A 25709-nucleotide genomic window follows, 5' to 3' on the forward strand; every position below is an offset into this window, starting at 1 on the left:
TTGTTACGCCCTTTTTTGTTTTGATGGAATCATTGTATGAATACGGTCTACAACAGCATCTGTCGTTAAACCAATTTCTTCTAATAATTTCGTTACACTTCCGTGCTCTATGAAGCGGTCTGGAATACCCATTCGTTCAACCAATGCACTATGGTAACCATTTTCAGATGCAAATTCAACTACTCCTGTTCCAAAACCACCGATTAAACAAGCTTCTTCAATCGTTAAAATCGGTATATTCTTTCCTAGAAGATCATGTAAATATGCTTCATCCATTGGTTTAATAAAGCGAGCATTCACTACTTTCACTGAAACCCCAGCTTTTTCAAGACGCTCAGCTGCTTCCATTGCCATTGGTATTGTCGTACCAAACGTTAAAATAGCTGCTTGTGTACCCTCTTTTAACGTCTCCCACGTACCGATTGGAATCGCCTTTAATTCTTCATCCATATGAACACCAAGTCCATTACCGCGCGCATAACGCAATGCGATTGGTCCATCTTCATATTGCATCGCCGTATAAACTAAATGTTGACCTTCATTTTCATCTTTCGGCATCATAAGCACCATATTCGGCAAGTGACGTAAGAATGAGATATCAAATACGCCTTGATGCGTTTCACCATCTGCTCCTACTAATCCCGAACGATCTATTCCGATGAAAACATTTAAATTTTGGCGGCATATATCATGAACAACTTGGTCATATGCTCTTTGTAAAAATGTTGAATAAATCGCTAAGAATGGCTTCATTCCTTGCGTTGCCATACCTGCTGCCATTGTTGTAGCATGCTGTTCTGCAATACCTACATCAATCATACGATCTGGGAATTCTTTTTGGAATTTCTCAAGTTTTGATCCAACAGGCATTGCAGGTGTAATTGCTACGATACGCTCATCTGCTCTCGCTAGCTTAAGTACTGTTTCACTAACGACAGCACTCCATGCTGGTGCAACTTCTTTCGGCTTAACGAAGTCACCTGATTCAATTTTATAAGGTCCTGTTCCATGCCAAGTTCCAATAACGTCACTCTCAGCCGGTTTATAACCTTTTCCTTTTTTCGTAATAACGTGAACGAGTACTGGGCCTTTTGTTTTCTTTGCATATTGCAACGTTTCGAATAACTTTTCATAATCATGCCCATCGACTGGACCTAAATATGTAAAGCCTAACTCTTCGAAAAAGACACCAGATACTAGTAAATATTTAAGACTATCTTTTATTTTCTCTGCTGTCGCAGCCACTTTCCCGCCAACTGCTGGAATTTTCTTTAATATATACTCTAATTCATCTTTTACCCAGTGATATTTTCCTGCGGTACGTAAACGACCGAGCACATTATGAAGCGCACCAACGTTTGGTGCAATTGACATTTCATTATCATTCAAAATAACAATCATGTCTGTTTTTTCATGTCCAATATGGTTCAATGCCTCTAAAGCCATTCCGCCTGTTAAAGCACCATCTCCAATAATTGGTATAACATATTCTTTCGTTTTCTTTAAATCACGTGCCAGAGCCATTCCCATTGCAGCCGATAACGAAGTCGAGCTATGACCAGTTTCCCATACATCGTGCTCACTCTCACAACGTTTCGGGAAACCACATAGACCTTGATATTGCCTTAATGTGCCAAACTCTTTCGCGCGTCCAGTTAAAATTTTATGTACATAGGATTGATGTCCTACATCCCATAAAAATTTATCTTGCGGGCTATCAAATAATTTGTGCAGAGCAATTGTGAGTTCTACTACACCTAAATTAGGTGCAATATGTCCACCTGTTTGAGAGAGCTCTTCAATTAAAAACTTACGAATATCCTCACTCAATCCCTCTAGTTCACTGATAGACATATCTTTCAAAAAACTAGGGTTTTGAATTTGCGTTAGATCCACATGGATCACTCACTTTCATTTCATAATCTGTCAACATGTCAAATATTATAAAAAACATTTACACAAAACAAGAAATTCTCTTTTCTATTTTTCGTCTTGTCCCGCTATTAACCAGTCTATTGCGCCTTAATCCTATTATAAACCATATTTCTTTAGGCGATGAAAAAAATAGCCGCTAACACGAAGTGATAACGGCAATGTAATCTACATATATTTTTGCCAATAACAAGAAAAGAAAAACCTTTTCCTACATTTATATCATAAAATGATGAATGACTCAACAAATGAAAACGCTGTTATATTAGTTATTACGTTTTGCAATCAAATCGCAAATAGATAGTAAATATTCATCTTGTAATTGCAAGGAGCTAATCGCACCTTTTGCTTCTGCAATTGTTTCTTCTAAAATATCCTTTGCTCTATCTACAGTAAACAACGTCGTATATGTGCTCTTTTCATTAGAAAGATCACTACCAATCGGTTTTCCAATCTCTTCTTCAGTTCCTTCGACATCTAAAATATCATCTCGAATTTGGAAAGCTAGACCGATATATTTGGCAAACGTAAGCAACTTTTCTTCTTGCTCTTCTGTCGCATCAGAAAGTATCGCACCCGCAAGTACAGCAAATTCAAGTAGTTTTCCGGTCTTATGTTTATGGATGTACTCCAATTCATCAATCGTAAGGCGTTTCCCTTCCGCTTCCATATCTGCCACTTGTCCGCCAACCATTCCTTCTGGTCCTGCTGCTTTTGCGAGTTCAAGTACAAGTCTTACTTTTTTTTCAGCAGAAATTTCTTTTTGCTCATATGCCATAATAACTTGAAAAGCGTATGTCAATAAGCCATCTCCTGCTAAAACTGCCATCGCTTCACCAAATACTTTGTGATTTGTGGGCTTTCCTCTTCTTAAATCATCATCATCCATACAAGGTAAATCATCATGAACTAACGAATATGTATGAATCATTTCAAGAGCACAAGCTGCACCTACTCCAAGATTTCTTTCTTTCCCAAACGCTTGTAATGTTGCAAACAAAAGTAACGGGCGGAGACGTTTTCCACCCGCTTCCAAAGAATATGCCATCGCTTCACGAAGTACATTTGGACATTGTAATCCATTTGCATAGCTTACAAGTTTTTCTTCTACGAAAGTTTTACTTTCTTTCAAAAAAGTATCAAAAGCAATCGTCACTATGCTTCATCTCCTAAAGCAGTAAACGGTTCAAGCTCTCCATCTTCCCCAAGAATAACTGCCATTTGTTCTTGTACATTCTTCAGCTTCTCATCACAAAGCTTAGATAATTCCATACCTTCTTTAAAATAAGAAATCGCTTCTTCTAAAGGTACGTCACCTTGTTCTAGCTTAGAAACAAGATGCTCAAGTTGCGAAATTGCCTCTTCAAAGCTTAATTTATTTTCCATTATTCAATTCACGCTCCTCTATGCCTGATACGCTACAATCTAGTATTCCATCTTGTAATTGAACTGAAACAGCATCTCCAAGGCTTACATCTTTCACACTTTTTAACACTTGCTTCTCTTCATCATATACAAGCCCGTACCCTCTCATCATTACTTTAAGCGGACTTAACGCTTCAAGTTTTTGAGCAGCTCTTACAAAGGCAAATTCTTTCGTTTGAAGTAACGTTTGCATTTCACGTTGTAATTGCTTTTGCAACGTTTCCACAGCTACCTTCGTTTGCATAATTTTTTGAGATGGGTGGTGCTTCTCTAAATAAAATGAAAGTTGCTTTAACTGATTCACCTTTTTATCAATATAGCGCTCTTTCGCTAAAACAAGCTGTTCTAGCGCTCTATCTAATTGCTCTTCCTTTTGCTCATATACTTGTCTTGGATAACGGAACGCATACGATTTTTGCAACACTTGTAGTTTTTCTTCTTTTTTATGTACTAACTCTCTCATTGCTCTTTGCAATCTCAGAGTTCTTTGTAATACCTTTTCTTGTAACTCTATAATGTTAGGTGCTGCCAACTCAGCTGCTGCGGTCGGTGTTGGCGCGCGTAAATCTGCAACAAAATCTGCAATTGTAAAATCTGTTTCATGGCCTACTGCCGAAATAATAGGAATTTCACTCTTAAAGATTGCTCTTGCAACCATTTCCTCATTGAAAGCCCATAATTCCTCAATAGAACCTCCACCACGACCAACGATTAGTACATCTATCTCTCCCATTTCATTCGCTGTACGAATCGCTTGTACAATCGAGGGAGCCGCTGACTCCCCTTGTACAAGTACCGGAAATACAATAACATTCCCAATTGGATAACGACGTTTAATCGTTGTTATAATATCACGAATCGCTGCTCCTGTTGGCGACGTAATCACACCTATTGTTTTAGCGTAAGGAGGAATCGCTTTTTTATAAACTTGAGAAAAAAGTCCTTCCTCTTCTAAACGAACTTTTAACTGTTCGTACGCTAAATGTAAATTTCCGACTCCGTCAGGCTGCATGTCTTGAATATAAATTTGATAAGAACCACTCGCCTCGTAAACAGAGATTTTTCCTTTCACGAGTACCTTCATCCCATTTTCAGGTTTGAATTTAATATTACGATTATGGCCCGCAAACATAACCGCTGCGATTCTTGCATTTTCATCTTTCAATGTAAAATACATGTGGCCACGGCTATGATTTTTAAAGTTGGAAATTTCACCTTTTAACCAAACAGACTGCAAATGCGGATCATATTCTATTTTTGTTTTTATATAGCGTGTTAACGCTGTAACGGTTAAATATTGCTTCTCCATTTCTCTCTCCTCATAGCCGACTCAAATTATTTACAAACGACACCTGCACGTTTGGCAGATTCAACAGTATTATGAAGAAGCATTGTGATTGTCATTGGACCAACACCCTTTGGCACAGGTGTAATGTAACCCGCAACATCTAACACGTTGTCAAAGTCAACATCACCACAAAGTTTTCCTGTTTCTAAACGGTTAACACCAACGTCAATTACAACCGCCCCTTCTTTAATATAATCCGCTGTTATCATTTTAGGTCGTCCAACAGCTACGATTAAAATATCAGCTAACTTCGATAACTCTTTCATATTTTGCGTCTTAGAATGACAATATGTGACAGTGGCATTTTCATTTAAAAACAATTGCCCCACTGGTTTACCGACAATATTACTTCTTCCAATTACTACTACATGTTTTCCAGAAATATCAAGATTTGTTTCTTTTACTAATTCTACAATACCATGCGGTGTACATGGAAGGAATGTATCTTGTCCCGTCATCATACGTCCCACGCTGATTGGGTGAAATCCGTCTACATCCTTTTCTGGTGAAATTCTTTCAATGATAGCTTTTTCTTCAATATGTTTTGGTAAAGGTAATTGCACTAATATGCCATTAATACGGTCATCGCCATTTAAGCGATCGATTTCAGCAAGCAAACGTTCCTCAGTAATTGTTTCAGGAAGTTCAATTAGCTCTGAGTAAATCCCTACTTGTTCACAGCCTTTTTCTTTTCCTTTCACATAAGAACGAGATGCTGGATCTTCTCCAACTAAAATAACTGCTAATCCTGGTACAATACCTTGCTCTTTCAACTTCACAACTTCTTCTGTTAATTGTGCTCGTTTTTTCTCCGCAACTTCATTTCCTTTGATGATTACTGCTACCATTTTAAGATTCCCCCTTAAAGAATTTACAGTGTATCTTTTATATTAGATAAAACGCCGTTAATAAAACGACGAGATTCCTCATCCCCAAATGTTTTAGCAATTTCAATTGCTTCGTTAATTGTTACGTTGTGTGGAATTTCTTCCATGTATTTCATTTCATACACAGCTACACGTAAAATACTGCGATCAACAATACTAATACGCTCAAGCTTCCACTTTTTTAAATTTTGACGAATCGCTTCATCGATTACTTCTTTATTTTCTACAAAACCTACTACAAGTGACTCTAGAAACTCATTTGTTTCTTCGCCTTCATCTAGCGTGTTTTCCACTGCTACTTTCGGTTCTAATTCACCTGTAATATCCATTTGGTATAATGCTTGCATTGCTCTTTCTCTAGCCGTCCTACGTTTCATTGTAACTCTCCTTTATGCTTCAAGTCTTTCCTTATACTTTGTTATATTATTATAATTTATAAGCCGTCAATTCACTTACTCTTACAGTTTTCATTGATTTTCCAACCTTATAATACAATGATAATAACACAATTTATCGTTTCACACACGGGTTACAAGGCTGAAAAATAATAAAAAGATTAACTTCAAGTTCCATATCTTATCACAATGTACGTTTTTTGGAAAAACGACACATTTTCTTGTTTATTTCTCATTTTTTGAAATAGTATAATAATTAGAGGGTTGTAATTTGTGAAGAAATGAAACGATAAAAAAGATGCCTATGTTACTAGGCACCTTTTCATTCTTACACTGGTTCGATTTCTGTTTTTTGTGTTTCGAATGTTACGCCAACGATGTGAACATTCACTTCTTTTGGCTCAAGTCCTGTCATTGTAAAGAGTGCTTGGCGAATATTGTCTTGAATCTTTTGTGCAACAACTGGAATTGCTACACCAAAATACATTACAACATAAAGATCAACGATAATATCTTCGTTTGCTAATTCAACCTTTACACCTTTACCATGATTTTTCTTACCTAACTTCTCAACAACATCTGTAGCAAAATTACCGCGCATTGCCGCTACACCTTCTACTTCAGCAGCTGCAATACCTGCAATTACTTCAATTACTTCTGGTGCAATTTCTACTTTACCAAGAGTTGTATCTTGACCCATATCTAACATATGTTCAGCCATGAAAAAAACCTCCTTTAATGTATCACTGCGTCACAAGTTCATGCTCTTCCAAAAATTTCGTATTAAACTCACCTTTTACAAAATCAGGATGATCTAGCAATTGCAAATGGAACGGGATTGTTGTATGTACGCCTTCAATGACAAATTCACTAAGTGCGCGCTTCATTTTTGCAATTGCCTCTTCACGTGTTTTTCCGTGAACAATTAATTTAGCAACCATCGAATCATAGAAAGGTGGGATTGAATATCCCGGATATACAGCTGAATCGACGCGAATACCAAATCCTCCTGGTGGTAAGTACATTTCTACTTTACCTGGAGATGGCATAAATTTTTTGGCAGGGTTTTCCGCATTAATTCGACATTCAATTGCCCAACCATTAAATTGTACTTCTTCTTGCTGTAACGATAACTTTTCTCCTGAAGCAACAAGAATTTGTTCTTTAATTAAGTCCATTCCTGTTACCATTTCAGTAACCGGATGCTCAACCTGAATTCTCGTATTCATCTCCATGAAGTAAAAGGTTTTCGTTTTATATTCATAAATAAACTCAACCGTACCAGCACCTGTATAATCAACCGCTACCGCCGCTTTAACTGCCGCTTCACCCATCTGCTTGCGAATCTCTTCATCAAGTGCAGGTGATGGACTTTCTTCTAATAGTTTTTGCAAACGGCGCTGAATTGTACAATCACGCTCTCCTAAATGAATGGCATTTCCGTGTGTATCTGCCATTATTTGAATCTCAACATGGCGGAAATCTTCAACGTACTTTTCTAAGTATACACCAGGGTTCCCAAAAGCGGTACTAGCTTCTTGCTGTGTAATTTGAATTCCTTTTATAAGCTCTTCTTCATGGCGTGCAACACGAATACCTTTTCCACCGCCACCTGCAGTCGCTTTAATAATAACTGGATATCCAATTTGATTAGCAAGCTCAATCGCTTCTTCGGTATTTTTAATAATCCCTTGTGAACCTGGTACAATCGGAACCCCTGCTTCTTTCATTGTATCACGAGCAACGTCTTTTGTGCCCATCTTTGAAATAGCTTCTGGACTTGGACCGATAAAAATCAAGTTACATTCACGGCATAACTCTGCGAAATCTGCATTCTCTGCTAAAAATCCGTATCCCGGATGAATAGCATCGCAGCCTGTTAACTTCGCAACGCTAATAATGTTTGTCAAATTTAAATAGCTTTCTTTCGAAATCGTTGGTCCTACACAATACGCCTCGTCTGCAATCTGTACGTGAAGTGACTCTTTATCTGCTTCTGAATAAATTGCAACTGTTTCAATATCCATTTCTTTACAAGCACGAATAATTCGTACAGCAATTTCCCCACGATTGGCTATTAATACTTTTTTTATCATCACAAAGACTCCCTTATTACGCTTTTACAAGAAATAGCGGTTGTCCATATTCAACAAGCTGTCCGTTATTAACAAGAATTTCAACAATTTCGCCCTCTACATCAGCATCAATTTCGTTAAATAACTTCATAGCCTCGACAATACATACGATAGAATCTTTCGATACTCTATCCCCAACACTTACATATGGAGGTGTATCAGGCGAAGAAGAAGAATAGAATGTACCTACCATCGGTGATGTGATTTTATGTAGGTTTTCATTTTGAACAACCTTCTTCTCTTCTTGTTTTGGCACTTCTGCTTGCGCTGCTGCTACTGTCGTTTCAACTTCAACAGGCGCTACTGGTTGCATAGCTTGTTTTGCTGCAGGTGCTTGCACAGCAACAACTTCATTACCACGCTTTTTCATTTTGATTGTTGTACCGTCTTTTTTGTATTCAAATTCATCAATATTAGAGCTATCAATTAATTTAATTAATTCACGAACTTCTTGAATTTTAAACATGTAAAATCCACTCCCATACTCTTGTTTGTCCCGTTTTTACAGATTCTCGTCACGAAAACTAGATTGACTGTAAAAATACGATGTACTCTATTAGAAAATATATTTCATTAACTAATAGAAATATTTACTATTTCCATCTTACGATAAATTTTTTAAACATTCCAATTTATATTTCTTTATAATAAATCGAAATTCCTGTAAAAATATTATTCCAATAAAAATTTAATACCTAGTAATAATACCAAGTTTCACATGAAATTGGCAAGACCACTTCTTAAAAAACATTCACTACTTTTGCAAAACGTTACAAAGCAAACATGCCATTCCCTCCTCACTCTTCACCACACCTATAGTCAATAACATATTTTTACCAAATATTATTTTTTTGTTTACACGCCGTTCATCATTCCTTCATATAAGAATAGTATGTTCAAAGTGTAGAAAATATATTGTGTTGAGGTGTGGAAATATGATATGGCTCATTCTCTTTTTACCTGCCGTAATCGTTTGGGCATGCGTTCTTTTCATCCACGTCAAATCCGGAAAAAGTAATCATCAGTACCATGAACCATTAATCTTTTACTCACAACGTGTTTCTCCATTCCGAGTTGAACATAGTAAAAATAATTACAAAGACGACATAGAAAAAAGCTATCGAAAATGATAGCTTTTTTCTATTCACACATTTACTTACATACTCTATTTTACTATTTGCATACCCTTTGCTTAGTAAAAGATAATAATCCGCAGGGAAATCCCTACGGATTAAAGTTTCACTTATTTCGCTGGTGGATCAAATTTCACACCTACATCTTTTGATCCGCCTTCACTTCTTACAAGTTGAATAATTTTATTTGCTTCTTTCTGTGAATGTTTTGCCGCTTTAACCGTTACTCTAATATCAGTGCCATCAGCTCTTACAAGAGCATCTGGATATCCTCCTTGAGATTTAATTACTGTCTCAAGTAATTCTTGCTTCGTTTCCATTGTCGTAATGGCATCAAAATTTTCTTTCGCTTTATTCTTTTCTGTTGCTGAAGCTTTTGTTGAACTCATCACTTCTTGTAATTTTGCTTTTTGTTCACTACGCTGATCTTCCATTTGCATACGTAAAGCTGTGAAATTCTCATCACTTGATTGAACTGATACATTGCCCTCTTTTTTACTTGTTTCTTTTTTTGCATTTTCTTTTTTGTCTGTTTCTTTATTTGTTGTTTCCTTGCTTGTATTTTCTTTTTTCGGAGTTTCTTTAGGCGCTTCGTTTGTTACTGCTTTATCAGTACCTTGTTTTTCTTGTCCAATCTTTTCACCTGTTGCCGGCGATGCTGTATTCATTTTGTCAGGAGTTGTCACGTAATACACAGATAGTACAACAACTAAACTTAACATCGTTAATAACCAAACTGTTTGTTTTTTTAACACTTTATTTCCTCCCTATCAATTTTTCGGTGAAACTGAAACGCGATGGGCCGGTACATCTAGCAGCCTTATCACAGCTTCTTTTACCATTGCTTTAACTTGTATATTATCCACTCCCTTTGCTACGACAAGAACACCACGTACTTTCGGCTTCTCTGTTCGTAAAACAACAGGAGTTTCTTTATCCCCTTCACGTATAATGACAGTCTTTTCATCAAGAGACTCGTCCTCTACTTCTCTCTTACCGCCTGTTTTATCTGTTTCACCTGTTGTTTGTGAGCGTTTCACTGTATTTTTTTCTAAAATTTTTTCTTCAGATGAATCTAAATTCACTTTAATCGTTACGTCTTTTACTCCTGCTATTTCTTCTAAAGCAGTTTTTAATTCTTGTTCATACGCTTTTTCATATTTTTCTACATTTGACATATTATCATTATTTTTTTGTCCAAAAGTTGGTACATCTTTTTCCTGGTTTTGAGTTTTTTGTTCTTTAAATACAGGTACTTCTTCTTTTTTACTTGAAAAAAAACTACTAGAAAACATAAGCAAAATTCCAAGTATGAGTAGGACAAGTAAGAACTTAGGTGTTACCTTTCTTCCCTTCTCATTACTTTCTTTTTCATCTCCATTCAATAAGTTTCGAAAAAATGAGAACTTCGAATTTTTATCTTTATTGTCCATTTACTCTACCTGTCCTCCCTTCCATTTGAACTTGGATTTGTTTATTCTCTAGTTGCCACCTGCTTGAAAAGAAGTCTTTCATTTCTACATTCGTTTCCTCTACTTTTTTCGGTGGTTCTTTCGTGTTAATTTCAACTGGTTTTACTGTTTCGATTGCATCATTTTTACTACGTTCTTTTTCTTTTAACGTCACAACAACAGATTGAATATCTTTCGCTGACTTTACTTCCGCTGTGCTTTCCGCTGCGACTATTTGTATTTCAGAGACTGACATACCATACTGTTTCTCAAACTCTTTTCCTACTTCTTTTTTCATTTTGGTAGCCATCTCTTCTAAACTATATGCACGTGTTAGAGCTTGTATTTCTTTTTTCTTCGAATCTATTGAATTTTTTACAGATCCTTCTGCTACGTACTTTTCTTCATTAAAATTTGCAATTACTTCATTTACATCTGTCTGCAATAGTTTAAAAAGGGGTGTTAAAATTAATACGACTAACAAAAGACTTACAACGAATTTAACGTATTTTTGCAAATTCGAATTTGGAAGAATAAGATGAAGCATTGTCGCTAAGAGCAAAAAAACGATAATATTTCTGATCCACTCTGTAACAAATTGCATACTCTTCACCTCCTACCGCATCATAAGTGTAATATTCCCCGCAGCAATAATAATTGTAATACTTAAAAAGAACATAAATGATACGATAGCTAAGCAAGCAAATACGTAAATGATGCTTCGTCCAATAATGTCTAAGCATTGAATAATTGCTCCGCCGCCAACCGGTTGCAATACTGCTGCTGCGAATTTATAAATAAATGCGATACAGAAAATTTGAATCGCTGGAAAAGCAACAATTAAACATAAAATGACGAGCCCAATAATTCCGACTGTGTTTTTCAATAATCCTGATGCGCTAATAACAGTATCTGCCGCTTCTGTAAACATCCTTCCGACTACTGGAATGAAGTTCCCTGTTACAAATTTAGCAGTTTTCACAGCTATTCCATCAGCAACGGCTGTTGCTGTTCCTTGTACAGATAATACTCCTAAAAAAATCGTTAAGAAAATACCGATAATCCCAACGCTAACGTTTTGCAGAAGCTTGGACAATTTCGTCACTTTATATTGATCACTCATTGTACTTACAATACTTAATATCGTTGCCAGTAATAAAAGCGGTAGAACGATATAATTCATAAGAAGCCCGCTTGTATTCATTAAGAAAATGATAATCGGATGAAAGAAAGATACAGATACAACCCCGCCACCAGTCGCTATAAGCGCCAATAAAATTGGCAATAGCGCTAATATGAAATCTACCATTGTTTGTATCGTTTCTCTTGCATATGTCATAACGACATAAAAACTATTTAAAGCAAAAATAATAAGTACCATATATACAACAGCATCAGCAATTTTACTTACACTACTTTTTGAAAAAGCGGATTGCAGTGATTGCAACAATGCACTAAAGATTGTGAGCATAATGAGTGTGCCAAGCAGTTTTCCATTAGCTGCAAGCTCATGAAATAAATATTTTAATAACCCTATCATCCACTCTTTTAGAGAGAATTCTTTTTCTCCCTTTACAAACTCCATAAAACTCCCTTTTTGACTCTCTGGCAAATAGCCTCCATATTTTGTAACAAGCCCGTCCCAAAATTGCTTCACATCTTCAATTCCGAGCTTATCCAATTGTTGATCAACGACGTTTGTTTCTACAGGAGAAGCTTGTACAACAACCGGTAAAGAAAAGAAAAGGAAGCAAGCAAATAGCAGCTTAGCTCCAAACCTCCTCAACATTCACTCCCCCTTATCCCGTCGGTAAAAATCCGAGAATAGTTTCAATTACAACCGTCAAAATAGGAATTGCCATAACGAGAATTAAGATTTTCCCAGCAAGTTCAATTTTCGAAGCGATGGCACCTTGACCAGCATCTTTTGTAATTTGAGCTCCAAACTCGGCAATATAAGCAATTCCAATAATCTTTAGTAACGTTTCCACGTAGACGTTACTAACTTTCGCTTCACTCGCTACTCTCTCAATCATTTGTAAAATAGAATGAATTTGATCGATTAAAATTAGAAACATCACGCTACCTACGAACACAATAAATAAAGATGTAATACTAGATTTATGCTGGTTCAAAACAGCAGCTAAAAACGTAGCAACGAGGCCTAATCCGACAATTTGTATAATTTCGATTCGAACCGCCTCCTTTACTGGAAGAGAAAGACACTTTTAATCTTGTCGAATAGCGTATTAATTAAAAATGCAACATGAAATAAAATGACGACAAAACCGACAAGGATAACCCAATTTGCAATATCCTCACGCTTCAATTCTTTTAGTACAGTATGAATGAAAGCTAAAACAATGCCGATTCCGGCGATTTGAAATATTAATCCAACATCAATGGACATCGCCTTTCTCCCCCCTATAGCAGTAAAATTACAATTAGTAGCCCTGCTAGTACCCCTAAGCTCTTAATCATTTTTTCGTATTGCAGTTGTAAAGCTTTCGCTTCCTCTTCTTCTCTCTCCAAATGTGTAATACATAGGCGAATATGTTTTTGTTGTGATTCACGATCATGTTGCCCGAGCGTTTCACCAAATTGCTGCAGTATTTCATACTCGGTTTGTTGAAAAGCCGTCAACTTCCAATTCTCTTTCAAACTATCTATCCAAGCTTCCCTTACCGTTTGTTCTCCACTTTCTAGTTTTTTAGCGAAACTTTGAAATATCCAATTTAATGGCTTTGGCATTTGTTTAACTAATCGCTCGGCAGCCTCAGATAAAGGTGTGTGTCCATACATAATTTCTGCCTCTAATGATTGAAGTGCTGATTTTAATAACCTAAGTTGCCTCGGCCTCTCACTGTATCTTTTAGCGTACGAAAACCCGAAAAAGGTGCTGACCGCAACGATTAACACTGCACCAAATATTTTCACCATACGCCCTCAGCCTTTCTATTTGATAACACTGGTTTTCCATATTTATCTTTCACCTGCATAACCGTTCCTGGACCCCTCGCTTTTGACAACTCCACAAACCTATCAAATATACCAAGCTCTAGCACTGCCTTGAGCGATGGACGTCTCACAACATCCTCATAGGAAAATCCGTGTGCGCTTATAAAAAGCTGAACACCTGCATGCACTGCCTCCATAATTGCTTCACTATCTTCTTTACGGCCAATTTCATCTACGATCAAAATATCAGGACTCATAGAACGAATCATCATCATCATTCCTTCTGCCTTTGGACATGCGTCTAACACATCGACTCGGGTACCAAAATCATATTGCGGGATTCCTTTTACACAGCCAGCAATTTCTGAACGTTCATCAACGATCCCCACTTTACAGGAAGGAATTTCCGAAGCACTTACCCCTTGACTCATGCAACGTGCTACATCTCTTAAAAGTGTCGTTTTTCCCGTTTGGGGAGGGCCAATTACCATCGTGTTTAACCACCTTTTTTCATACAAATATGGCAAAAGCGGTTCAGCAATCCCTATTTTTTGACGAGCAATACGAATATTAAAGGAAGAGACATCACGAATCATTTTCACTGCGCTTTTTTCTGTAATGACTTTTCCTGCTAACCCGATTCTATGCCCCCCGCGAAGCGTCACATACCCACGTTTTAATTCCTCTTCCATCGTATAAATTGAGAATTGACTTAATTTATTCAATAAGTAAATAGCATCCTCTGCAGTAGTGATATAGTCATAAAAAAACACCTTTCCGTGTGCAATACACTCTAGCGGCCTTCCAATTCGAACACGAATTTCCTCTAAAGCATCGTATTGCTTACATTCTTCAATTAAGTACTTCATCGTTTTTGGTAAAACTTCTAATACCTCTTTCATCGGCTTCTCCCCACTATACTCGACTTACTATTTCAGTAATGCGATAAAAATACAGCAAATTCCAAGCGCTAGAAAAAAGAGCTTCAAGAAAGAAATTTCACTTGCTACACTCGCTATCCCAATTGTCATTGTTAAAATTAATACGGTAGGTCCAACAAACGCCAACATACCATTTATAAACAACGCTTTCTTCGCATCATTCACATAAAGCATAAGCAAAGCAGCAAATATCTCCGCACTACCTGAAAATAATCGAAGTGCCCCCATAACAAGCACGGATGTTTCCATTGCCGCTAGCCACTGTTTCATTCTTCCACCTTCTCCCGTAACAGTTACTAACTTCGTATTCTAAAAAAGAATATATTTGTACAACCATATGCAGAGGTTGTCTATTTCAGAAGTAAAAACATAATTTTTCTCTAAAGTCTGAATTAGAATCTGAATATTCATATTATTTTATGGTATATTATGGTATATTTAGTTTGAAAGGGGTTTAAACCATGCAGCACATCACTTTATTACCACTAGATTTATGCTATACAAATGTGATTTTCGAGCTATCAAGTGATCCACATATAAAAAATGCATTGGGGATAACGGTAGAAAACATCGAAGACACGAAAACATTTCTTCTTTTCGCAATAGAAGAAGAGCGTCAAAAGAAATCCTTATCGAGAATGATTGTGAATGAAGAAAATGAAATAATTGGCCTCACCACACTTAAACATATTAATAATGAAAAAAAGCAATCTCACATTGGTAGTTGGATTGGCTATCCATACTGGGGAAAAGGCTATAACGAGGCTGCTAAAAAAGAAATCTTTAAAATCGCCTTTTTAGACTTACAACTTTCCTACGTATTTGCTGGTGCTAAAACGAATAATATCCGCTCACTAAAAGCACAAGAAAAACTCCCCTATATTTCATTGCATGTGGAAAACAAGTTTCCAGACGAACACGCTGCACTAGAGAAAGAAGTAAGGTCACCTTGCTCTCTGCATGTCGTGTCACGTGAAAATTTTTTAAACTGGTTGAAATTACAGAATGAGGAGGAAAAATATGAAGGCATTGAAAATTAGTTTAACCGTTGTAGTAGAATTAGCTCTTATTTATCTTTTTTCATTATTAGTCGGTTGGTCATTTATAGAGACCTTTTTCCTTGGTAGTTTAGCAATATTTGCAATTATGTGGTTAATTATTATGAGTAACCATAGAAATAACATTACAGATCACGCAATAAGCAAAACATTAACTGGCGTTGAGACTGGCGAAATAAAACCATTTCAAATTGTTTTGACTCCATCTATTATGGGTACTCTTTCACTTGTTTTAGTCAGTTTTATAGTAACAGCTATTTACTATCTACCCTATTTCCTATAAAAAAAACACTCGTGAATTATCACGAGTGTTTTTTTACTATGCACGAGAAACGTATTTACCTTCACCAGTGTTGATGATAAGCATTTCGCCTTCGTTAATGAAGATTGGTACTTGTACAACAAGACCAGTTTCTAATGTAGCTGGTTTTGTTACGTTAGAAGCAGTATCACCTTTAATACCAGGCTCTGTTTCTGTAACTTGTAATTCAACTGTGTTTGGAAGTTCAACACCAAGTACTTCGCCTTGGTAAGTCATAATTGCTACTTCCATGTTTTCTTTTAGGAATTTAAGCTCGCGCTCGATTTGTTTTTCACCAAGTTCGATTTGCTCATAAGTTCCGTTATCCATAAATACGTGAGCCTCACCGCTTGCGTATAAGTATTGCATACGACGGTTTTCGATGTGTGCTTTTTCTACTTTCTCACCTGCACGGAATGTTTTCTCTTGAACAGAACCTGTGCGAAGATTACGTAGTTTAGAACGAACGAATGCAGCACCTTTACCTGGCTTTACGTGTTGGAAATCAAGTACTTGCCAAAGGGCATTGTCCACTGAAATTGTTAAACCTGTACGAAAATCGTTTACTGAAATCATGTAAAAAAATCCTCCTGTGTATTACAAAATAATAAGTTCTTTTGGTGATTTCGTAATTACTTCATTACCTTCACTTGTCACAATGATATCATCTTCAATACGTACGCCGCCAATACCTGGAATATAAATACCTGGCTCTACTGTTACAGCCATACCTGGTTCAAGTACTGTATCAGAACGGAACGCTAAACCTGGTGCTTCATGGATTTCAAGACCTATTCCATGACCAGTAGAGTGTCCAAAGTATTCACCATATCCTTTTTCCGTTATGTAGTCACGCGTTAGCGCATCAGCCTCGCGACCTGTTAAACCAGCTTTAATACCGTTCACACCACGTAGTTGTGCTTCTAAAACGATATTATAAATTTCTTTTAATTTATCAGATGGTTCACCGACTGCAATCGTACGAGTAATATCAGAACAATATCCTTTGTAATAAGCGCCGAAGTCTAATGTAACGAAATCTCCTGTTTCTATCACTTTTTCAGATGCCACGCCGTGCGGTAATGCCGAACGAAGACCTGAAGCAACGATAATATCAAACGAAGAAGATGTTGCTCCTTGTTTTCTCATGAAAAATTCAAGTTCATTTGACACTTCAATTTCAGATACTCCCGGGCGAATGAATGATAGAATATGCTCAAAGGCAGCATCTGCAATCTGTGCAGCTTCCTTTAATATCTTAATCTCTGAATCAGTCTTTATCAAGCGTAACTTTTCTACAAGTCCAGAAGTCGGGATAAATTCAGCATCAATCGCTTCCTTATGCACTGAATAAGAACTATATGTAAGAGTATCTTGCTCAAAACCAAGTTTTTGAATTCCAAGCTCTTTCACTTGCTTTGCCACTTCATCAATGATCAATCCTGCGTGCTGTACAACCTCATATCCAACCGCTTGTTTACTTGCCTGCTCGACGTAACGGAAATCTGTAATAAATTGAGCACGATCTTTTGAAATAAGAACAACGCCTGCTGTTCCTGTGAAGTTAGCCATATATCTACGACTATGTTCATTTGTTAACAAAATACCGTCAATGCCAGCCTCATCAAATGCACTTCGTAATCTTTCAATTTTCTCCATTACTTTATGCCTCCCTCAATTTCTCCATTAATGCAAATAACGCTAACTTATAGCCATAAAAACCAAATCCTACAATTTGACCTGCACAAACAGCTGCCGTCACAGATTCATGACGGAACGATTCACGCTGATGAATGTTAGAAATATGTACTTCAATAACAGGAATCGAAATGCTCGCAATGGCATCACGAATCGCATAGCTATAATGCGTAAATGCTCCCGGATTTAAAATGATCCCTTCATATATATCTTCCGCTTCATGAATAATGTCGATAATGGCACCTTCATGATTCGATTGGAAACATTCTAACTCCACTCCCATTGTTTCTGCTTCTTGCTTCATATCTGCTTCAAGTGTCGCTAGCGTGCCCTTTCCATATACATTTACCTCACGAACACCGAGGCGATTTAGGTTAGGACCGTTTACGAGGAGTAACTTTTTCATATTCTTAAAACTCCTTAATATTAAATATCTATACAATATTTTAACATAGGAGTTACTTATTTGAATAGTTCGTCTTCTCTTGCCCTTCTTGTTCTGCTTTATTGCTATTCACTGCGTAAGAAACAGAATATGCTATAAACACACCATACAATATAAAAATACATATTGTCGTCACAATTGTCTCTTTTGGTAAATGGAGCGCACTTTTAATAACAGGAGCCATTAAACCCATCCCCAAAAACAGTAGTGCCCACCAAAATAGCCCATAAATAATTCCCGCTATAATCCCTTCAAACTTCGCAAAAAATGCTTTATACAAAAAGGCGATCAAAATTGAAAGAAGTCCCATACACACTATTCCGAACACATTGCCCCATACCCCCTCTTTCCAACTTCCAAACGCAAATGGTAAAAGGAAATAATTCGGTCCCGCCTCCGTGAATGAAAATATATGAAGGAAATACCAGATCCCGCCCCAAAAGATTCCACCAAACAAACCAATCTGCACAAAATTCCTTGTTCCTAATTGTTCTTGACTCACATCGACACCTCCGCTCAATAGTATGCCCGAAACTATTTTGAAGCATGTTTAAATCCTGCGAAATTTGTCTATAAAAAGAATAAGAAATGTCCGACTCTCATAACATTTTCCCTTGTCATCTACTTGTATTTGCCGATAAAATAAAGGAAACTCGGTGATTGTCTTATTTCAAAACGACAGAACCCAGTATGACAATTGCCTCTTTTTCTACATAAGAGAGAAACAAATACAGGTTGGTGTTAACATGGCAGAAGAGTCAAAACAAATATATGGCGGGCAAGCGGTCATAGAAGGAGTTATGTTTGGCGGTAGAGAATATACTGTTACAGCGGTTCGTCGTAAAGATAAATCGATTGAATTTTATCGATTACCACGCGTTCGTAATAAAGTACTATCTACCCTAAAAAAAATTCCATTTTTACGAGGGATTGCCGCTATTGTGGATGCAAGTGCGAATGGAGCAAAGCATTTAAACTTCGCTTCAGAACGATTTGACGTCCACCCAGAAGATGATGAACAAATTGCAAATAAAAAAGAAGAACAATCAAAATTAACGATGGTATTAGGAGTTGCAGCTGTTGGCGTTTTATCTTTTATATTCGGTAAAGTCATTTTCACAGCAGTTCCTGCACTATTAGCTGAATTAACGAGACCGATTTTCCCATCTCATACTGGGCAAATCATTGTCGAAAGTGTCATTAAGCTCATGCTATTATTGAGCTATATATACTTTATTTCTTTAACCCCACTTATTAAGCGGGTATTTCAGTATCACGGTGCAGAGCATAAGGTAATCAATGCTTACGAGAATAACCTTCCTCTGACTGTAGAAAACGTTCAAAAGCAAACTCGTCTCCATTATAGATGCGGCAGTAGCTTTATTATATTTACAGTCATTATTGGAATGTTCGTTTATTTCCTAGTCCCTACAGATCCTCTTTGGGCACGAGTTATAAACAGAATTTTATTAATTCCAGTTGTACTTGGTATTTCTTTTGAAGTATTGCAATTTACAAATCGATTACGAGACATTCCCGTATTACGCGTACTTGGATATCCTGGATTATGGCTACAACTATTAACAACGAAAGAACCAACAGATGATCAAGTGGAAGTAGCAATTGCATCGTTTGAAGAATTATTACGTTTAGAGAACAAACAATAATTATTTAAAAATGGTGTTCAACTCCTTTCCTCATCGTTAATATACTAATTTCAATATATGTTTTTAGGAGGTGTCCCTTATGAACGGTCGTTCGTTTACTTTCGCTATATTTGTGCTTATTATCGGATTGGCAATATTCGGCCTTGTTTCATCTGTTATTACAAATCCCATGGGTGTATTAAGAAATATCGGGTACATGTTACTTGTTGTCGGTATCTTTTACTTGCTATACAAGATGTTTACAAATTCCAGTGGTTCCGCAAATTCGCAAAGCTCATATAAGCGTGCGGCAAAACAATCGAACCGCAAACATGGGAAACAAAATGTAGCACCCCTAGGCAATTCTTTCTTTAAGTCAAATACTTCTAATGACAAAAGTAAAAAAGGGAATTCTTCCACTTTGAAACGAAAAAGAAAACAGTCTCATTTAACTGTCATTGAAGGCAAAAAAAGCAAAAAGAAAGACCGTGCTTCCTTTTAGGAAATACGGTCTTTTTTTATACTTTGAAGCACTTCTTTTAAACTTTTCTCTCTCATACTTTCAATTCGAAGATGATGATTTTCAAACGGTAAATTCCGTGTCACATCATTAGGTACCACAACGCACGTTAATCCCGCTGCAACTGCTGCTCTCAATCCATTTAATGAGTCTTCAAATACAACAGCTTCAGATGGCTTAATTCCTAATTCTTCTATTGCAACTCGATAAAGAGCTGGATCTGGTTTTACCTTCTCAACATCTTCTCTCGTTTTAATTACTTCAAAATATTCTCGAATTTGTAGCTCTTCTAAAAAATGAATAACCCATTCTCTAGAAGAACTAGAAGCTAGTGCGATTTTTAATCCCATTTCTTTCGCTTCTTCTAAATATTCTTTTACCCCGTCACGAGCTTCTGGTATTCTCATTTTCTCTTTATGTAAAGTTGCCACTTTTTCTTTTAATACACTTTTGTTAAACTTCTCTTTTAATTGATCATTTAGATATGTATAAAGTACCTCATCTGTTGTTCCAATGCATTTCGCAAATTCCTCTAAAGGTAGTTCCCCGCCGTATTCACGAACAGCATCTCTGAAAGAGTGAAACCATATCGTTTCTGTGTCCACAATTAATCCATCAAAATCAAAAATAATTGCTTTCATAATTCTCCCATCCTTTTCGAATTGAAATAAAAAAGGAAACGCCATACGTTCCCCTTAATTACTTTTCTCTTCATTTGCTCTTTGAACACCGCGAAGTGTTTCCACTCGGACTGTATCTTGTTCAAAGTATTGCACTAAATCACCAATGCGATCAATCGCTTCCCAACTTAAATGATGTTCAATTCCTTCTACATCATTGTAAATTTTACTTTCATCCACACCGATAATACGCATAAATTGCTCTAGCAAGTCATGACGATATACGAGACGTTCTCCGATTTTTTTACCTTTTGTTGTTAATACAAGCCCTCTATATTTTTCATAAATTAGATATTCATCTTTGTCTAATTTTTGCACCATTTTTGTTACAGAGGATGGATGTACACTAAGCGCTTCAGCAATATCAGATACGCGGGCGTAACCCTTTTCATCAATCAACAAATAAATTTGTTCAATATAATCTTCCATACTAGGGGTAGGCATCGGTTTCCTCCATCCAAGTTCATTTTGCTTATTCCGTACGAAGCAATCAATAAAATGATACACCAGAAAGAATAACGTGACAAGTTGAAAACGAGCCTAAATATATAAAACAAAAAAGAATCTGTATTTGCATACAGACCCCCCTTAAGTAAAATATCGTATTTCTGCATTAGGAAAAAATTCATTTATATAACCTCTTATCGTTTCTTCCAATACTGCTGCATCATCCTTTTTATATACATATTTTCCGATGCCATATCGTCCCCATTTATACTTCCGCTTCTCTTCATCCATTTCAAGCTTCGTATTTGGATAACGCTCTTGAATAACCTTTTTCGCTGGTTTCGTAAAACGATGCTGAATTAATTCAAACGTTAAATTTGGTATCGTCATATCTTTCAGCGCATTGTACAGTCGCTCAAATAGTTCACGATATCCTTCTTCCCATCCTTCATGCATATAAAGTGGCGCGACTATAAAACCAAGTGGATAACCTGCACCTGCTACTTTACGTGCCGCCTCAATTCGCTCCTCAAATGGCGATGTCCCTGGTTCAAAATTTTTAATTACATATCGTGAATTTATACTAAATCTGAAACGAGTTTTCCCATTATGCTTTGCATCTAATAAATGATCAACGTGCGAATATTTCGTGACGAAACGTAAGCGCCCATATTCACTTTCTCCAATGAATTCAATCGCCCGCTTTAATGCATGTGTTAAATGATCAATCCCAACAATGTCTGATGTACACGCTGCTTCAAATCTTGTTATTTCAGGTGCCCTTTCATCCATATATTGCTTTGCCTTCTCAAATATTTCATCAAGATTGACATACACACGAACGTAAGGCTTACTCCCAAGTGTTGTTTGCAAATAGCAATAATGACAATGTCCCATACACCCTGTTGCGAGCGGAATTGCATATTCAGCTGACGGTTTTGACGTATCAAACTTTAGCGTCTTCCTTACTCCAACGACAAGTGTAGCCTTTGCATTACGATACTTTTGCAAATCATTTTCTCCTGGCAAATTTCTAATTTGATTATGTGATGTCGTTTCACGAATTTCTAATCCCATCTTCGTAAACTTCTCATAAAGCTCTTTTCCAAGCGGATATTCAAGTGCCTTTGGTTCAAAGTAAACGAGTTTTGGCATAAATGGTTTCATGTGCTTCCCTCCCTCTCGTTAGTATGGGAAACGTTGAAAAATTAACACGCATTAAAGTTTTCCACTTCAGTAACTTGCGTTGCAAGTTACTGAATGTTATAATTTGGATAACAGCTACCTTGCAACGCAAGTTACCTGAGTAAAAGGTGGTGAAATCATGCACAGCCAAATGTTAAAAGGTGTATTAGAAGGTTGCATCCTATACATCATTTCACAAGAAGAAGTGTACGGATATGAACTGAGCACAAAATTAAATAAACACGGATTTACATTCGTAAGCGAAGGAAGCATCTATCCGTTATTATTACGTATGCAAAAAGAAAAATTGATCGAAGGCACATTAAAAGCTTCCTCACTCGGTCCAAAGCGAAAATATTATCACATAACCGATAAAGGATTAGAGCAGCTTGAAGAATTTAAACAAAGCTGGGGAATGGTTTCAACTACGGTAAATAACTTATTACAGGGGGAGTGATAGGGATGAATGCACAAGACATGATTGAATTGAATAATAAAAAACGTGAGCTTCTAACACCTGAAAATGAAGTTGCTTATAGCGATATGTTAGTTTATCTTCGTTTATCTAACGTGCCAGAGCAACAAATGGAAGAACTGTTACTAGAAATATTAGATCACCTCATCGAAGCACAAGCAGAAAATAAAAACGCTTATGACATATTTGGAGATAATTTACAATCTTATTGCGATGAACTTATATCAGCTTTACCAACTCAAACAAAGTTAGAAAAAGCCTCTTTAATTGGATTTTCTATTAGCTTACTTCTTGCTATACAGTTTGGCATAAATGCAATTATTTCATTTTTTATGTTTTTCTTTGAAAAAAACAATACATTATCAAGTCCGCCTTTTAGCATCCTTGGAACTACTTTGTCTGTTTCAATAATTATACTAGGTATACTATTTATTTTATATTTATTAAAGCGTTACTCCTTTAATCAGAAAATGAATTGGAAAAGAAGAATTCTATTTGGATTCGCATTTGCTACTCCATTTTGTTCCGCTGTATTCTTAAATATTTATTTCCAAAAGCAACCTTATCTCATTTATCATCTAAACTTTTGGCAAAATGCTTTAATTGCTATCTTATTTTTTATTTTATATAAATTACTATATAAAAAATCAAATTTTTAACAGCCCTTCAAAAGGCTGTTTTTTCTTCTGTCTAATTTTACAAATTGAAAAATTTCATAAAGAAAATAAGAAAAATGCAAAATAATTAAAGTTAATTGTTGACGTGATGCTTTTATTATCGGTATCATAAATCTTCGTGAGCAATTATTTTTCGTTATACGATTTTTTTATTATTACTGAATTTTTGAGAGGAGAAATTAGATGTCAGTTAAGAAGAAAACGCAAGTACGCACCGGCAAAATGGTACGTGAACTAATGTTAGCAGACGAAGATGTAAATGCTTCGCTAATTATGGTATATAGTGAAAACGGTGTAAACGCAGAAATTAAAATCGAGGGCTTAACGCCGAAATGTAACGAAGAATTATTTTTGAGCGGAAACGTGGATTGGAACAAGAGTGTTATTTATAAAATTGTTGATTTCACTGGAAACGCTGAAGTTGGTAAAGTTACATTAACAGCGATGAACAAAAACAATGTTTCTCTAGAAATTGAACGCGTTATGTGGAGTAAAGAAAATAAAGAAGCTGCCGAGCAAGAAGAAACACAGGTAGAAGCAGCACCGAAAAAGGAAGTAGTTGTAGAAGCTCCAAAAGCAATTACGCCTGCTCCTAAGCCTGTTACGCGTGTGGAAACACCTGCTATGGCACCTAAGCCTACTCCGGTACCGACACCGAAGCCAGTAAGCGTAGAAGCAGCTGTAGAACTAGTTACTCCAGCGCCTGTGAAAAAAGCAGTCCCTACTCCAGTTACAAAGCAAGAGACAGCACCGGTTGCTCCTGCAAAACCGAAGCAGCCTGCTTTGACTGAAACAAATTCAAAACTACAAGAAAATTATGTTAAACTCGTGAAAAAGACAATTGAAGTTTGTCAAGATTACGAGCTTGGCATCGACATAGATGATTCTATTGAAAGCTTAAAAGAAGAACTACAAAGCCAAGGTATTAGCGTTACATTTGACAAAGAAATTATGGACGTTGTAAATCGCCTTCGTTCTTTACAAGATAAAGGAATCAAAGTAGAAAAAGTACTTAATTTACTATAAAAAAATAAGAGGTGGCAATTGCCATCTCTTATTTTTTATAATTCCACTCATTACTTTCATACTTTTCTTTCGCTAACGTTTGAACTTCATGTAACTGTTCTTCTGTTAATTCATATGGAACAAGTTCTACATCCAATCCTTTTTCAAAGCCAACTTCAAACGCTTTAATTAACTGTTCTATCGTAAATGTACGGTCTGTTAATTCATTAATTGCTACTGCTTTAGAAGAGAACATACTCTTCATGCGTTCCTTCACACGTTCATTTGGGAATAAAAATAGATCATATAGTTCATCTAAATCAATTTCTAATGGAATCGATCCATGCTGTAGAATAACACCTTTTTGACGCGTTTGAGCACTACCAGCAATTTTTCGTCCTTCCACTACAATTTCATACCAAGATGGTGCATCAAAACATACGCCGGAACGTGGATTTTTTAAATTTTCACGATCTGCTTCTGTTTTTGGAACTGCATAATATGCTTCTAACCCTAATGCCTTAAAACCATCTAATAAACCTTGCGAAATAACACGATACGCTTCTGTAACTGTTTTCGGCATATTCGGATGATCTTCAGACACAATAACACTATACGTTAACTCTTTGTCATGTAGTACACCCCTGCCGCCTGTTTGACGACGAACGAATCCATATTTCTTTTCGTTAACTACATCCATATTAATATCTTTTTCAACACGTTGAAAATACCCAACTGTTAATGTTGGTACTTCCCATTCATAAAAACGAATTGTTGGTGGCATTTTCTTTTCACTTTGCCAATTTAATAAACATTCATCTAACGCCATATTAAATGCCGGTGAACATTGACCAGAGTTAATATAACACCATTTTTCTTTTCCCATCCTGCACCTCATATAACCAATTATTTTTCACATTCTCTAGTCTACCAAATTCGACAAAATTTGTGAAAGAATACGAAATTT

General features: G+C 36.4%; 34 protein-coding genes. 8 read left to right on the forward strand and 26 right to left on the reverse strand.

What is annotated here, in order from left to right; all coding sequences use genetic code 11:
* Positions 1-3 precede the first annotated feature (3 nt).
* From dxs to accB, 9 genes are all read right to left on the reverse strand, one after another.
* Positions 4-1896 (reverse strand): 1-deoxy-D-xylulose-5-phosphate synthase, encoded by a 1893-nt coding sequence (gene dxs, locus ACUL40_RS13090; RefSeq protein ID WP_000366452.1) that lies wholly within the window; start codon positions 1894-1896, stop codon positions 4-6.
* Positions 1897-2197: 301 nt separating this feature from the next.
* On the reverse strand, positions 2198-3088 hold the full coding sequence (gene ispA, locus ACUL40_RS13095; RefSeq protein WP_000150380.1) for a (2E,6E)-farnesyl diphosphate synthase: 891 nt from the start codon (positions 3086-3088) through the stop codon (positions 2198-2200).
* Positions 3088-3318 (reverse strand): exodeoxyribonuclease VII small subunit, encoded by a 231-nt coding sequence (gene xseB / locus ACUL40_RS13100; protein ID WP_000428423.1) that lies wholly within the window; start codon positions 3316-3318, stop codon positions 3088-3090. The genes ispA and xseB overlap by 1 nt, the downstream gene beginning before the upstream one ends.
* A complete protein-coding gene (gene xseA, locus ACUL40_RS13105; protein ID WP_000415249.1) occupies positions 3308-4666 on the reverse strand; it encodes an exodeoxyribonuclease VII large subunit in 1359 nt (452 codons plus the stop codon). The genes xseB and xseA overlap by 11 nt, the downstream gene beginning before the upstream one ends.
* Before the next feature lie 26 nt (positions 4667-4692).
* Positions 4693-5553 carry a bifunctional methylenetetrahydrofolate dehydrogenase/methenyltetrahydrofolate cyclohydrolase FolD gene (gene folD, locus ACUL40_RS13110; protein ID WP_000226732.1) on the reverse strand — a complete coding sequence of 287 codons (861 nt, stop codon included), beginning with the start codon at positions 5551-5553 and terminating at the stop codon, positions 4693-4695.
* Positions 5554-5576: 23 nt separating this feature from the next.
* Positions 5577-5969, reverse strand: a complete 393-nt coding sequence (gene nusB, locus ACUL40_RS13115; RefSeq protein WP_000830249.1) for a N utilization substance protein NusB — start codon at positions 5967-5969, stop codon at positions 5577-5579.
* 346 nt (positions 5970-6315) lie between these two features.
* The gene (locus tag ACUL40_RS13120; RefSeq protein ID WP_000807630.1) at positions 6316-6708 is read right to left on the reverse strand and encodes an Asp23/Gls24 family envelope stress response protein; all 393 of its coding nucleotides are present in this window, start codon (positions 6706-6708) and stop codon (positions 6316-6318) included.
* Between the two features lie 22 nt (positions 6709-6730).
* Positions 6731-8083 (reverse strand): acetyl-CoA carboxylase biotin carboxylase subunit, encoded by a 1353-nt coding sequence (accC, locus tag ACUL40_RS13125; protein WP_000592871.1) that lies wholly within the window; start codon positions 8081-8083, stop codon positions 6731-6733.
* 16 nt (positions 8084-8099) lie between these two features.
* Complete coding sequence (gene accB / locus ACUL40_RS13130) at positions 8100-8588, reverse strand: acetyl-CoA carboxylase biotin carboxyl carrier protein (protein WP_000472866.1); 489 nt, start codon at positions 8586-8588, stop codon at positions 8100-8102.
* 469 nt (positions 8589-9057) lie between these two features.
* Here accB and ACUL40_RS13135 point away from each other — a divergent pair, with 469 nt between their 5' ends.
* Entirely contained in the window at positions 9058-9252 is a 195-nt protein-coding gene (locus ACUL40_RS13135; RefSeq protein WP_002179810.1) for a hypothetical protein, read from the forward strand.
* Positions 9253-9365: 113 nt separating this feature from the next.
* Here ACUL40_RS13135 and ACUL40_RS13140 read toward each other — a convergent pair whose 3' ends face one another.
* From ACUL40_RS13140 to ACUL40_RS13180, 9 genes are read right to left on the reverse strand one after another with little or no spacing between them, the layout of a single operon-like run.
* Entirely contained in the window at positions 9366-10010 is a 645-nt protein-coding gene (locus ACUL40_RS13140; RefSeq protein WP_000914710.1) for a SpoIIIAH-like family protein, read from the reverse strand.
* 15 nt (positions 10011-10025) lie between these two features.
* Positions 10026-10688, reverse strand: coding sequence for a stage III sporulation protein AG (spoIIIAG, locus tag ACUL40_RS13145; protein ID WP_000368880.1), 663 nt, complete (start codon positions 10686-10688; stop codon positions 10026-10028).
* Complete coding sequence (gene spoIIIAF, locus ACUL40_RS13150) at positions 10678-11310, reverse strand: stage III sporulation protein AF (protein WP_001161052.1); 633 nt, start codon at positions 11308-11310, stop codon at positions 10678-10680. The genes spoIIIAG and spoIIIAF overlap by 11 nt, the downstream gene beginning before the upstream one ends.
* Before the next feature lie 12 nt (positions 11311-11322).
* A complete protein-coding gene (gene spoIIIAE / locus ACUL40_RS13155; protein WP_000946110.1) occupies positions 11323-12495 on the reverse strand; it encodes a stage III sporulation protein AE in 1173 nt (390 codons plus the stop codon).
* Positions 12496-12505: 10 nt separating this feature from the next.
* Positions 12506-12889: a stage III sporulation protein AD gene (gene spoIIIAD / locus ACUL40_RS13160; protein WP_077393170.1), complete on the reverse strand. Its 384-nt coding sequence runs from the start codon at positions 12887-12889 to the stop codon at positions 12506-12508.
* A 23-nt stretch (positions 12890-12912) separates the two neighbouring features.
* On the reverse strand, positions 12913-13116 hold the full coding sequence (spoIIIAC, locus tag ACUL40_RS13165; RefSeq protein WP_000020914.1) for a stage III sporulation protein AC: 204 nt from the start codon (positions 13114-13116) through the stop codon (positions 12913-12915).
* Between the two features lie 14 nt (positions 13117-13130).
* Positions 13131-13646, reverse strand: coding sequence for a stage III sporulation protein SpoIIIAB (gene spoIIIAB, locus ACUL40_RS13170; protein ID WP_000238702.1), 516 nt, complete (start codon positions 13644-13646; stop codon positions 13131-13133).
* Positions 13640-14566: a stage III sporulation protein AA gene (gene spoIIIAA / locus ACUL40_RS13175; RefSeq protein ID WP_000665905.1), complete on the reverse strand. Its 927-nt coding sequence runs from the start codon at positions 14564-14566 to the stop codon at positions 13640-13642. Before spoIIIAA ends, spoIIIAB begins: the two co-directional genes overlap by 7 nt.
* A 27-nt stretch (positions 14567-14593) precedes the next feature.
* Positions 14594-14875, reverse strand: coding sequence for a YqhV family protein (locus ACUL40_RS13180; RefSeq protein ID WP_000816050.1), 282 nt, complete (start codon positions 14873-14875; stop codon positions 14594-14596).
* 191 nt (positions 14876-15066) lie between these two features.
* Here ACUL40_RS13180 and ACUL40_RS13185 point away from each other — a divergent pair, with 191 nt between their 5' ends.
* Positions 15067-15645 (forward strand): GNAT family N-acetyltransferase, encoded by a 579-nt coding sequence (locus ACUL40_RS13185; protein WP_001163837.1) that lies wholly within the window; start codon positions 15067-15069, stop codon positions 15643-15645.
* Positions 15626-15946, forward strand: coding sequence for a hypothetical protein (locus ACUL40_RS13190; RefSeq protein ID WP_000645572.1), 321 nt, complete (start codon positions 15626-15628; stop codon positions 15944-15946). Before ACUL40_RS13185 ends, ACUL40_RS13190 begins: the two co-directional genes overlap by 20 nt.
* Before the next feature lie 36 nt (positions 15947-15982).
* Here ACUL40_RS13190 and efp read toward each other — a convergent pair whose 3' ends face one another.
* From efp to ACUL40_RS13210, 4 genes are read right to left on the reverse strand one after another with little or no spacing between them, the layout of a single operon-like run.
* Positions 15983-16540 (reverse strand): elongation factor P, encoded by a 558-nt coding sequence (gene efp / locus ACUL40_RS13195; protein WP_000626516.1) that lies wholly within the window; start codon positions 16538-16540, stop codon positions 15983-15985.
* A 21-nt stretch (positions 16541-16561) separates the two neighbouring features.
* On the reverse strand, positions 16562-17623 hold the full coding sequence (gene pepQ, locus ACUL40_RS13200) for a Xaa-Pro dipeptidase (protein ID WP_000411040.1): 1062 nt from the start codon (positions 17621-17623) through the stop codon (positions 16562-16564).
* 4 nt (positions 17624-17627) lie between these two features.
* Positions 17628-18068: a type II 3-dehydroquinate dehydratase gene (gene aroQ, locus ACUL40_RS13205; RefSeq protein ID WP_000735140.1), complete on the reverse strand. Its 441-nt coding sequence runs from the start codon at positions 18066-18068 to the stop codon at positions 17628-17630.
* 52 nt (positions 18069-18120) lie between these two features.
* Positions 18121-18609 carry a YqhR family membrane protein gene (locus tag ACUL40_RS13210; protein ID WP_000076881.1) on the reverse strand — a complete coding sequence of 163 codons (489 nt, stop codon included), beginning with the start codon at positions 18607-18609 and terminating at the stop codon, positions 18121-18123.
* 244 nt (positions 18610-18853) lie between these two features.
* Between ACUL40_RS13210 and ACUL40_RS13215 the strand changes: the two genes are divergently transcribed.
* Positions 18854-19774, forward strand: a complete 921-nt coding sequence (locus ACUL40_RS13215) for a DUF1385 domain-containing protein (RefSeq protein WP_000807121.1) — start codon at positions 18854-18856, stop codon at positions 19772-19774.
* A 79-nt stretch (positions 19775-19853) separates the two neighbouring features.
* Positions 19854-20255 (forward strand): SA1362 family protein, encoded by a 402-nt coding sequence (locus ACUL40_RS13220; protein ID WP_001014463.1) that lies wholly within the window; start codon positions 19854-19856, stop codon positions 20253-20255.
* Here the strand turns inward: ACUL40_RS13220 and ACUL40_RS13225 are convergent.
* From ACUL40_RS13225 to splB, 3 genes are all read right to left on the reverse strand, one after another.
* Positions 20252-20914 carry an HAD family hydrolase gene (locus ACUL40_RS13225; protein WP_025687934.1) on the reverse strand — a complete coding sequence of 221 codons (663 nt, stop codon included), beginning with the start codon at positions 20912-20914 and terminating at the stop codon, positions 20252-20254. The two genes, ACUL40_RS13220 and ACUL40_RS13225, sit on opposite strands and share 4 nt — an antisense overlap.
* A 54-nt stretch (positions 20915-20968) precedes the next feature.
* Positions 20969-21397: a transcriptional regulator MntR gene (mntR, locus tag ACUL40_RS13230; RefSeq protein WP_001143085.1), complete on the reverse strand. Its 429-nt coding sequence runs from the start codon at positions 21395-21397 to the stop codon at positions 20969-20971.
* A gap of 144 nt (positions 21398-21541) precedes the next feature.
* Complete coding sequence (splB, locus tag ACUL40_RS13235) at positions 21542-22567, reverse strand: spore photoproduct lyase (protein ID WP_445422658.1); 1026 nt, start codon at positions 22565-22567, stop codon at positions 21542-21544.
* Positions 22568-22724: 157 nt separating this feature from the next.
* Here splB and ACUL40_RS13240 point away from each other — a divergent pair, with 157 nt between their 5' ends.
* The 3 genes from ACUL40_RS13240 to ACUL40_RS13250 all read left to right on the forward strand — a co-directional run bounded on the left by ACUL40_RS13240 (position 22725) and on the right by ACUL40_RS13250 (position 24763).
* Positions 22725-23042, forward strand: coding sequence for a PadR family transcriptional regulator (locus tag ACUL40_RS13240; RefSeq protein WP_000556078.1), 318 nt, complete (start codon positions 22725-22727; stop codon positions 23040-23042).
* Between the two features lie 5 nt (positions 23043-23047).
* The gene (locus tag ACUL40_RS13245) at positions 23048-23719 is read left to right on the forward strand and encodes a DUF1129 family protein (RefSeq protein ID WP_000993581.1); all 672 of its coding nucleotides are present in this window, start codon (positions 23048-23050) and stop codon (positions 23717-23719) included.
* A 201-nt stretch (positions 23720-23920) separates the two neighbouring features.
* Positions 23921-24763, forward strand: coding sequence for a hypothetical protein (locus ACUL40_RS13250; protein WP_000111898.1), 843 nt, complete (start codon positions 23921-23923; stop codon positions 24761-24763).
* A 28-nt stretch (positions 24764-24791) separates the two neighbouring features.
* Here ACUL40_RS13250 and ACUL40_RS13255 read toward each other — a convergent pair whose 3' ends face one another.
* Positions 24792-25628 carry a lipoate--protein ligase family protein gene (locus ACUL40_RS13255; RefSeq protein WP_000514081.1) on the reverse strand — a complete coding sequence of 279 codons (837 nt, stop codon included), beginning with the start codon at positions 25626-25628 and terminating at the stop codon, positions 24792-24794.
* Positions 25629-25709 lie beyond the last annotated feature (81 nt).

Source organism: Bacillus sp. KNSH39, assembly GCF_052656585.1.

Excerpts from the sequence above, each read along its gene's own strand:
- ACUL40_RS13120 (WP_000807630.1), bottom strand. The coding sequence starts at position 6,708 with ATGGCTGAACATATGTTAGATATGGGTCAAGATACAACTCTTGGTAAA.
- spoIIIAF (WP_001161052.1), bottom strand. The coding sequence starts at position 11,310 with ATGCAATTTGTTACAGAGTGGATCAGAAATATTATCGTTTTTTTGCTC.
- splB (WP_445422658.1), bottom strand. The coding sequence starts at position 22,567 with ATGAAACCATTTATGCCAAAACTCGTTTACTTTGAACCAAAGGCACTT.
- ACUL40_RS13225 (WP_025687934.1), bottom strand. The coding sequence starts at position 20,914 with ATGAAAGCAATTATTTTTGATTTTGATGGATTAATTGTGGACACAGAA.
- mntR (WP_001143085.1), bottom strand. The coding sequence starts at position 21,397 with ATGCCTACCCCTAGTATGGAAGATTATATTGAACAAATTTATTTGTTG.
- efp (WP_000626516.1), bottom strand. The coding sequence starts at position 16,540 with ATGATTTCAGTAAACGATTTTCGTACAGGTTTAACAATTTCAGTGGAC.
- ACUL40_RS13240 (WP_000556078.1), top strand. The coding sequence starts at position 22,725 with ATGCACAGCCAAATGTTAAAAGGTGTATTAGAAGGTTGCATCCTATAC.
- ACUL40_RS13185 (WP_001163837.1), top strand. The coding sequence starts at position 15,067 with ATGCAGCACATCACTTTATTACCACTAGATTTATGCTATACAAATGTG.
- pepQ (WP_000411040.1), bottom strand. The coding sequence starts at position 17,623 with ATGGAGAAAATTGAAAGATTACGAAGTGCATTTGATGAGGCTGGCATT.
- spoIIIAA (WP_000665905.1), bottom strand. The coding sequence starts at position 14,566 with ATGAAAGAGGTATTAGAAGTTTTACCAAAAACGATGAAGTACTTAATT.
- ACUL40_RS13215 (WP_000807121.1), top strand. The coding sequence starts at position 18,854 with ATGGCAGAAGAGTCAAAACAAATATATGGCGGGCAAGCGGTCATAGAA.
- accB (WP_000472866.1), bottom strand. The coding sequence starts at position 8,588 with ATGTTTAAAATTCAAGAAGTTCGTGAATTAATTAAATTAATTGATAGC.
- nusB (WP_000830249.1), bottom strand. The coding sequence starts at position 5,969 with ATGAAACGTAGGACGGCTAGAGAAAGAGCAATGCAAGCATTATACCAA.
- spoIIIAC (WP_000020914.1), bottom strand. The coding sequence starts at position 13,116 with ATGTCCATTGATGTTGGATTAATATTTCAAATCGCCGGAATCGGCATT.
- ACUL40_RS13220 (WP_001014463.1), top strand. The coding sequence starts at position 19,854 with ATGAACGGTCGTTCGTTTACTTTCGCTATATTTGTGCTTATTATCGGA.
- ACUL40_RS13255 (WP_000514081.1), bottom strand. The coding sequence starts at position 25,628 with ATGGGAAAAGAAAAATGGTGTTATATTAACTCTGGTCAATGTTCACCG.
- ACUL40_RS13135 (WP_002179810.1), top strand. The coding sequence starts at position 9,058 with ATGATATGGCTCATTCTCTTTTTACCTGCCGTAATCGTTTGGGCATGC.
- ACUL40_RS13250 (WP_000111898.1), top strand. The coding sequence starts at position 23,921 with ATGTCAGTTAAGAAGAAAACGCAAGTACGCACCGGCAAAATGGTACGT.
- spoIIIAB (WP_000238702.1), bottom strand. The coding sequence starts at position 13,646 with ATGGTGAAAATATTTGGTGCAGTGTTAATCGTTGCGGTCAGCACCTTT.
- ACUL40_RS13180 (WP_000816050.1), bottom strand. The coding sequence starts at position 14,875 with ATGAAACAGTGGCTAGCGGCAATGGAAACATCCGTGCTTGTTATGGGG.
- spoIIIAE (WP_000946110.1), bottom strand. The coding sequence starts at position 12,495 with ATGTTGAGGAGGTTTGGAGCTAAGCTGCTATTTGCTTGCTTCCTTTTC.
- xseB (WP_000428423.1), bottom strand. The coding sequence starts at position 3,318 with ATGGAAAATAAATTAAGCTTTGAAGAGGCAATTTCGCAACTTGAGCAT.
- ACUL40_RS13190 (WP_000645572.1), top strand. The coding sequence starts at position 15,626 with ATGAAGGCATTGAAAATTAGTTTAACCGTTGTAGTAGAATTAGCTCTT.
- spoIIIAG (WP_000368880.1), bottom strand. The coding sequence starts at position 10,688 with ATGGACAATAAAGATAAAAATTCGAAGTTCTCATTTTTTCGAAACTTA.
- ACUL40_RS13245 (WP_000993581.1), top strand. The coding sequence starts at position 23,048 with ATGAATGCACAAGACATGATTGAATTGAATAATAAAAAACGTGAGCTT.
- folD (WP_000226732.1), bottom strand. The coding sequence starts at position 5,553 with ATGGTAGCAGTAATCATCAAAGGAAATGAAGTTGCGGAGAAAAAACGA.
- accC (WP_000592871.1), bottom strand. The coding sequence starts at position 8,083 with ATGATAAAAAAAGTATTAATAGCCAATCGTGGGGAAATTGCTGTACGA.
- aroQ (WP_000735140.1), bottom strand. The coding sequence starts at position 18,068 with ATGAAAAAGTTACTCCTCGTAAACGGTCCTAACCTAAATCGCCTCGGT.
- xseA (WP_000415249.1), bottom strand. The coding sequence starts at position 4,666 with ATGGAGAAGCAATATTTAACCGTTACAGCGTTAACACGCTATATAAAA.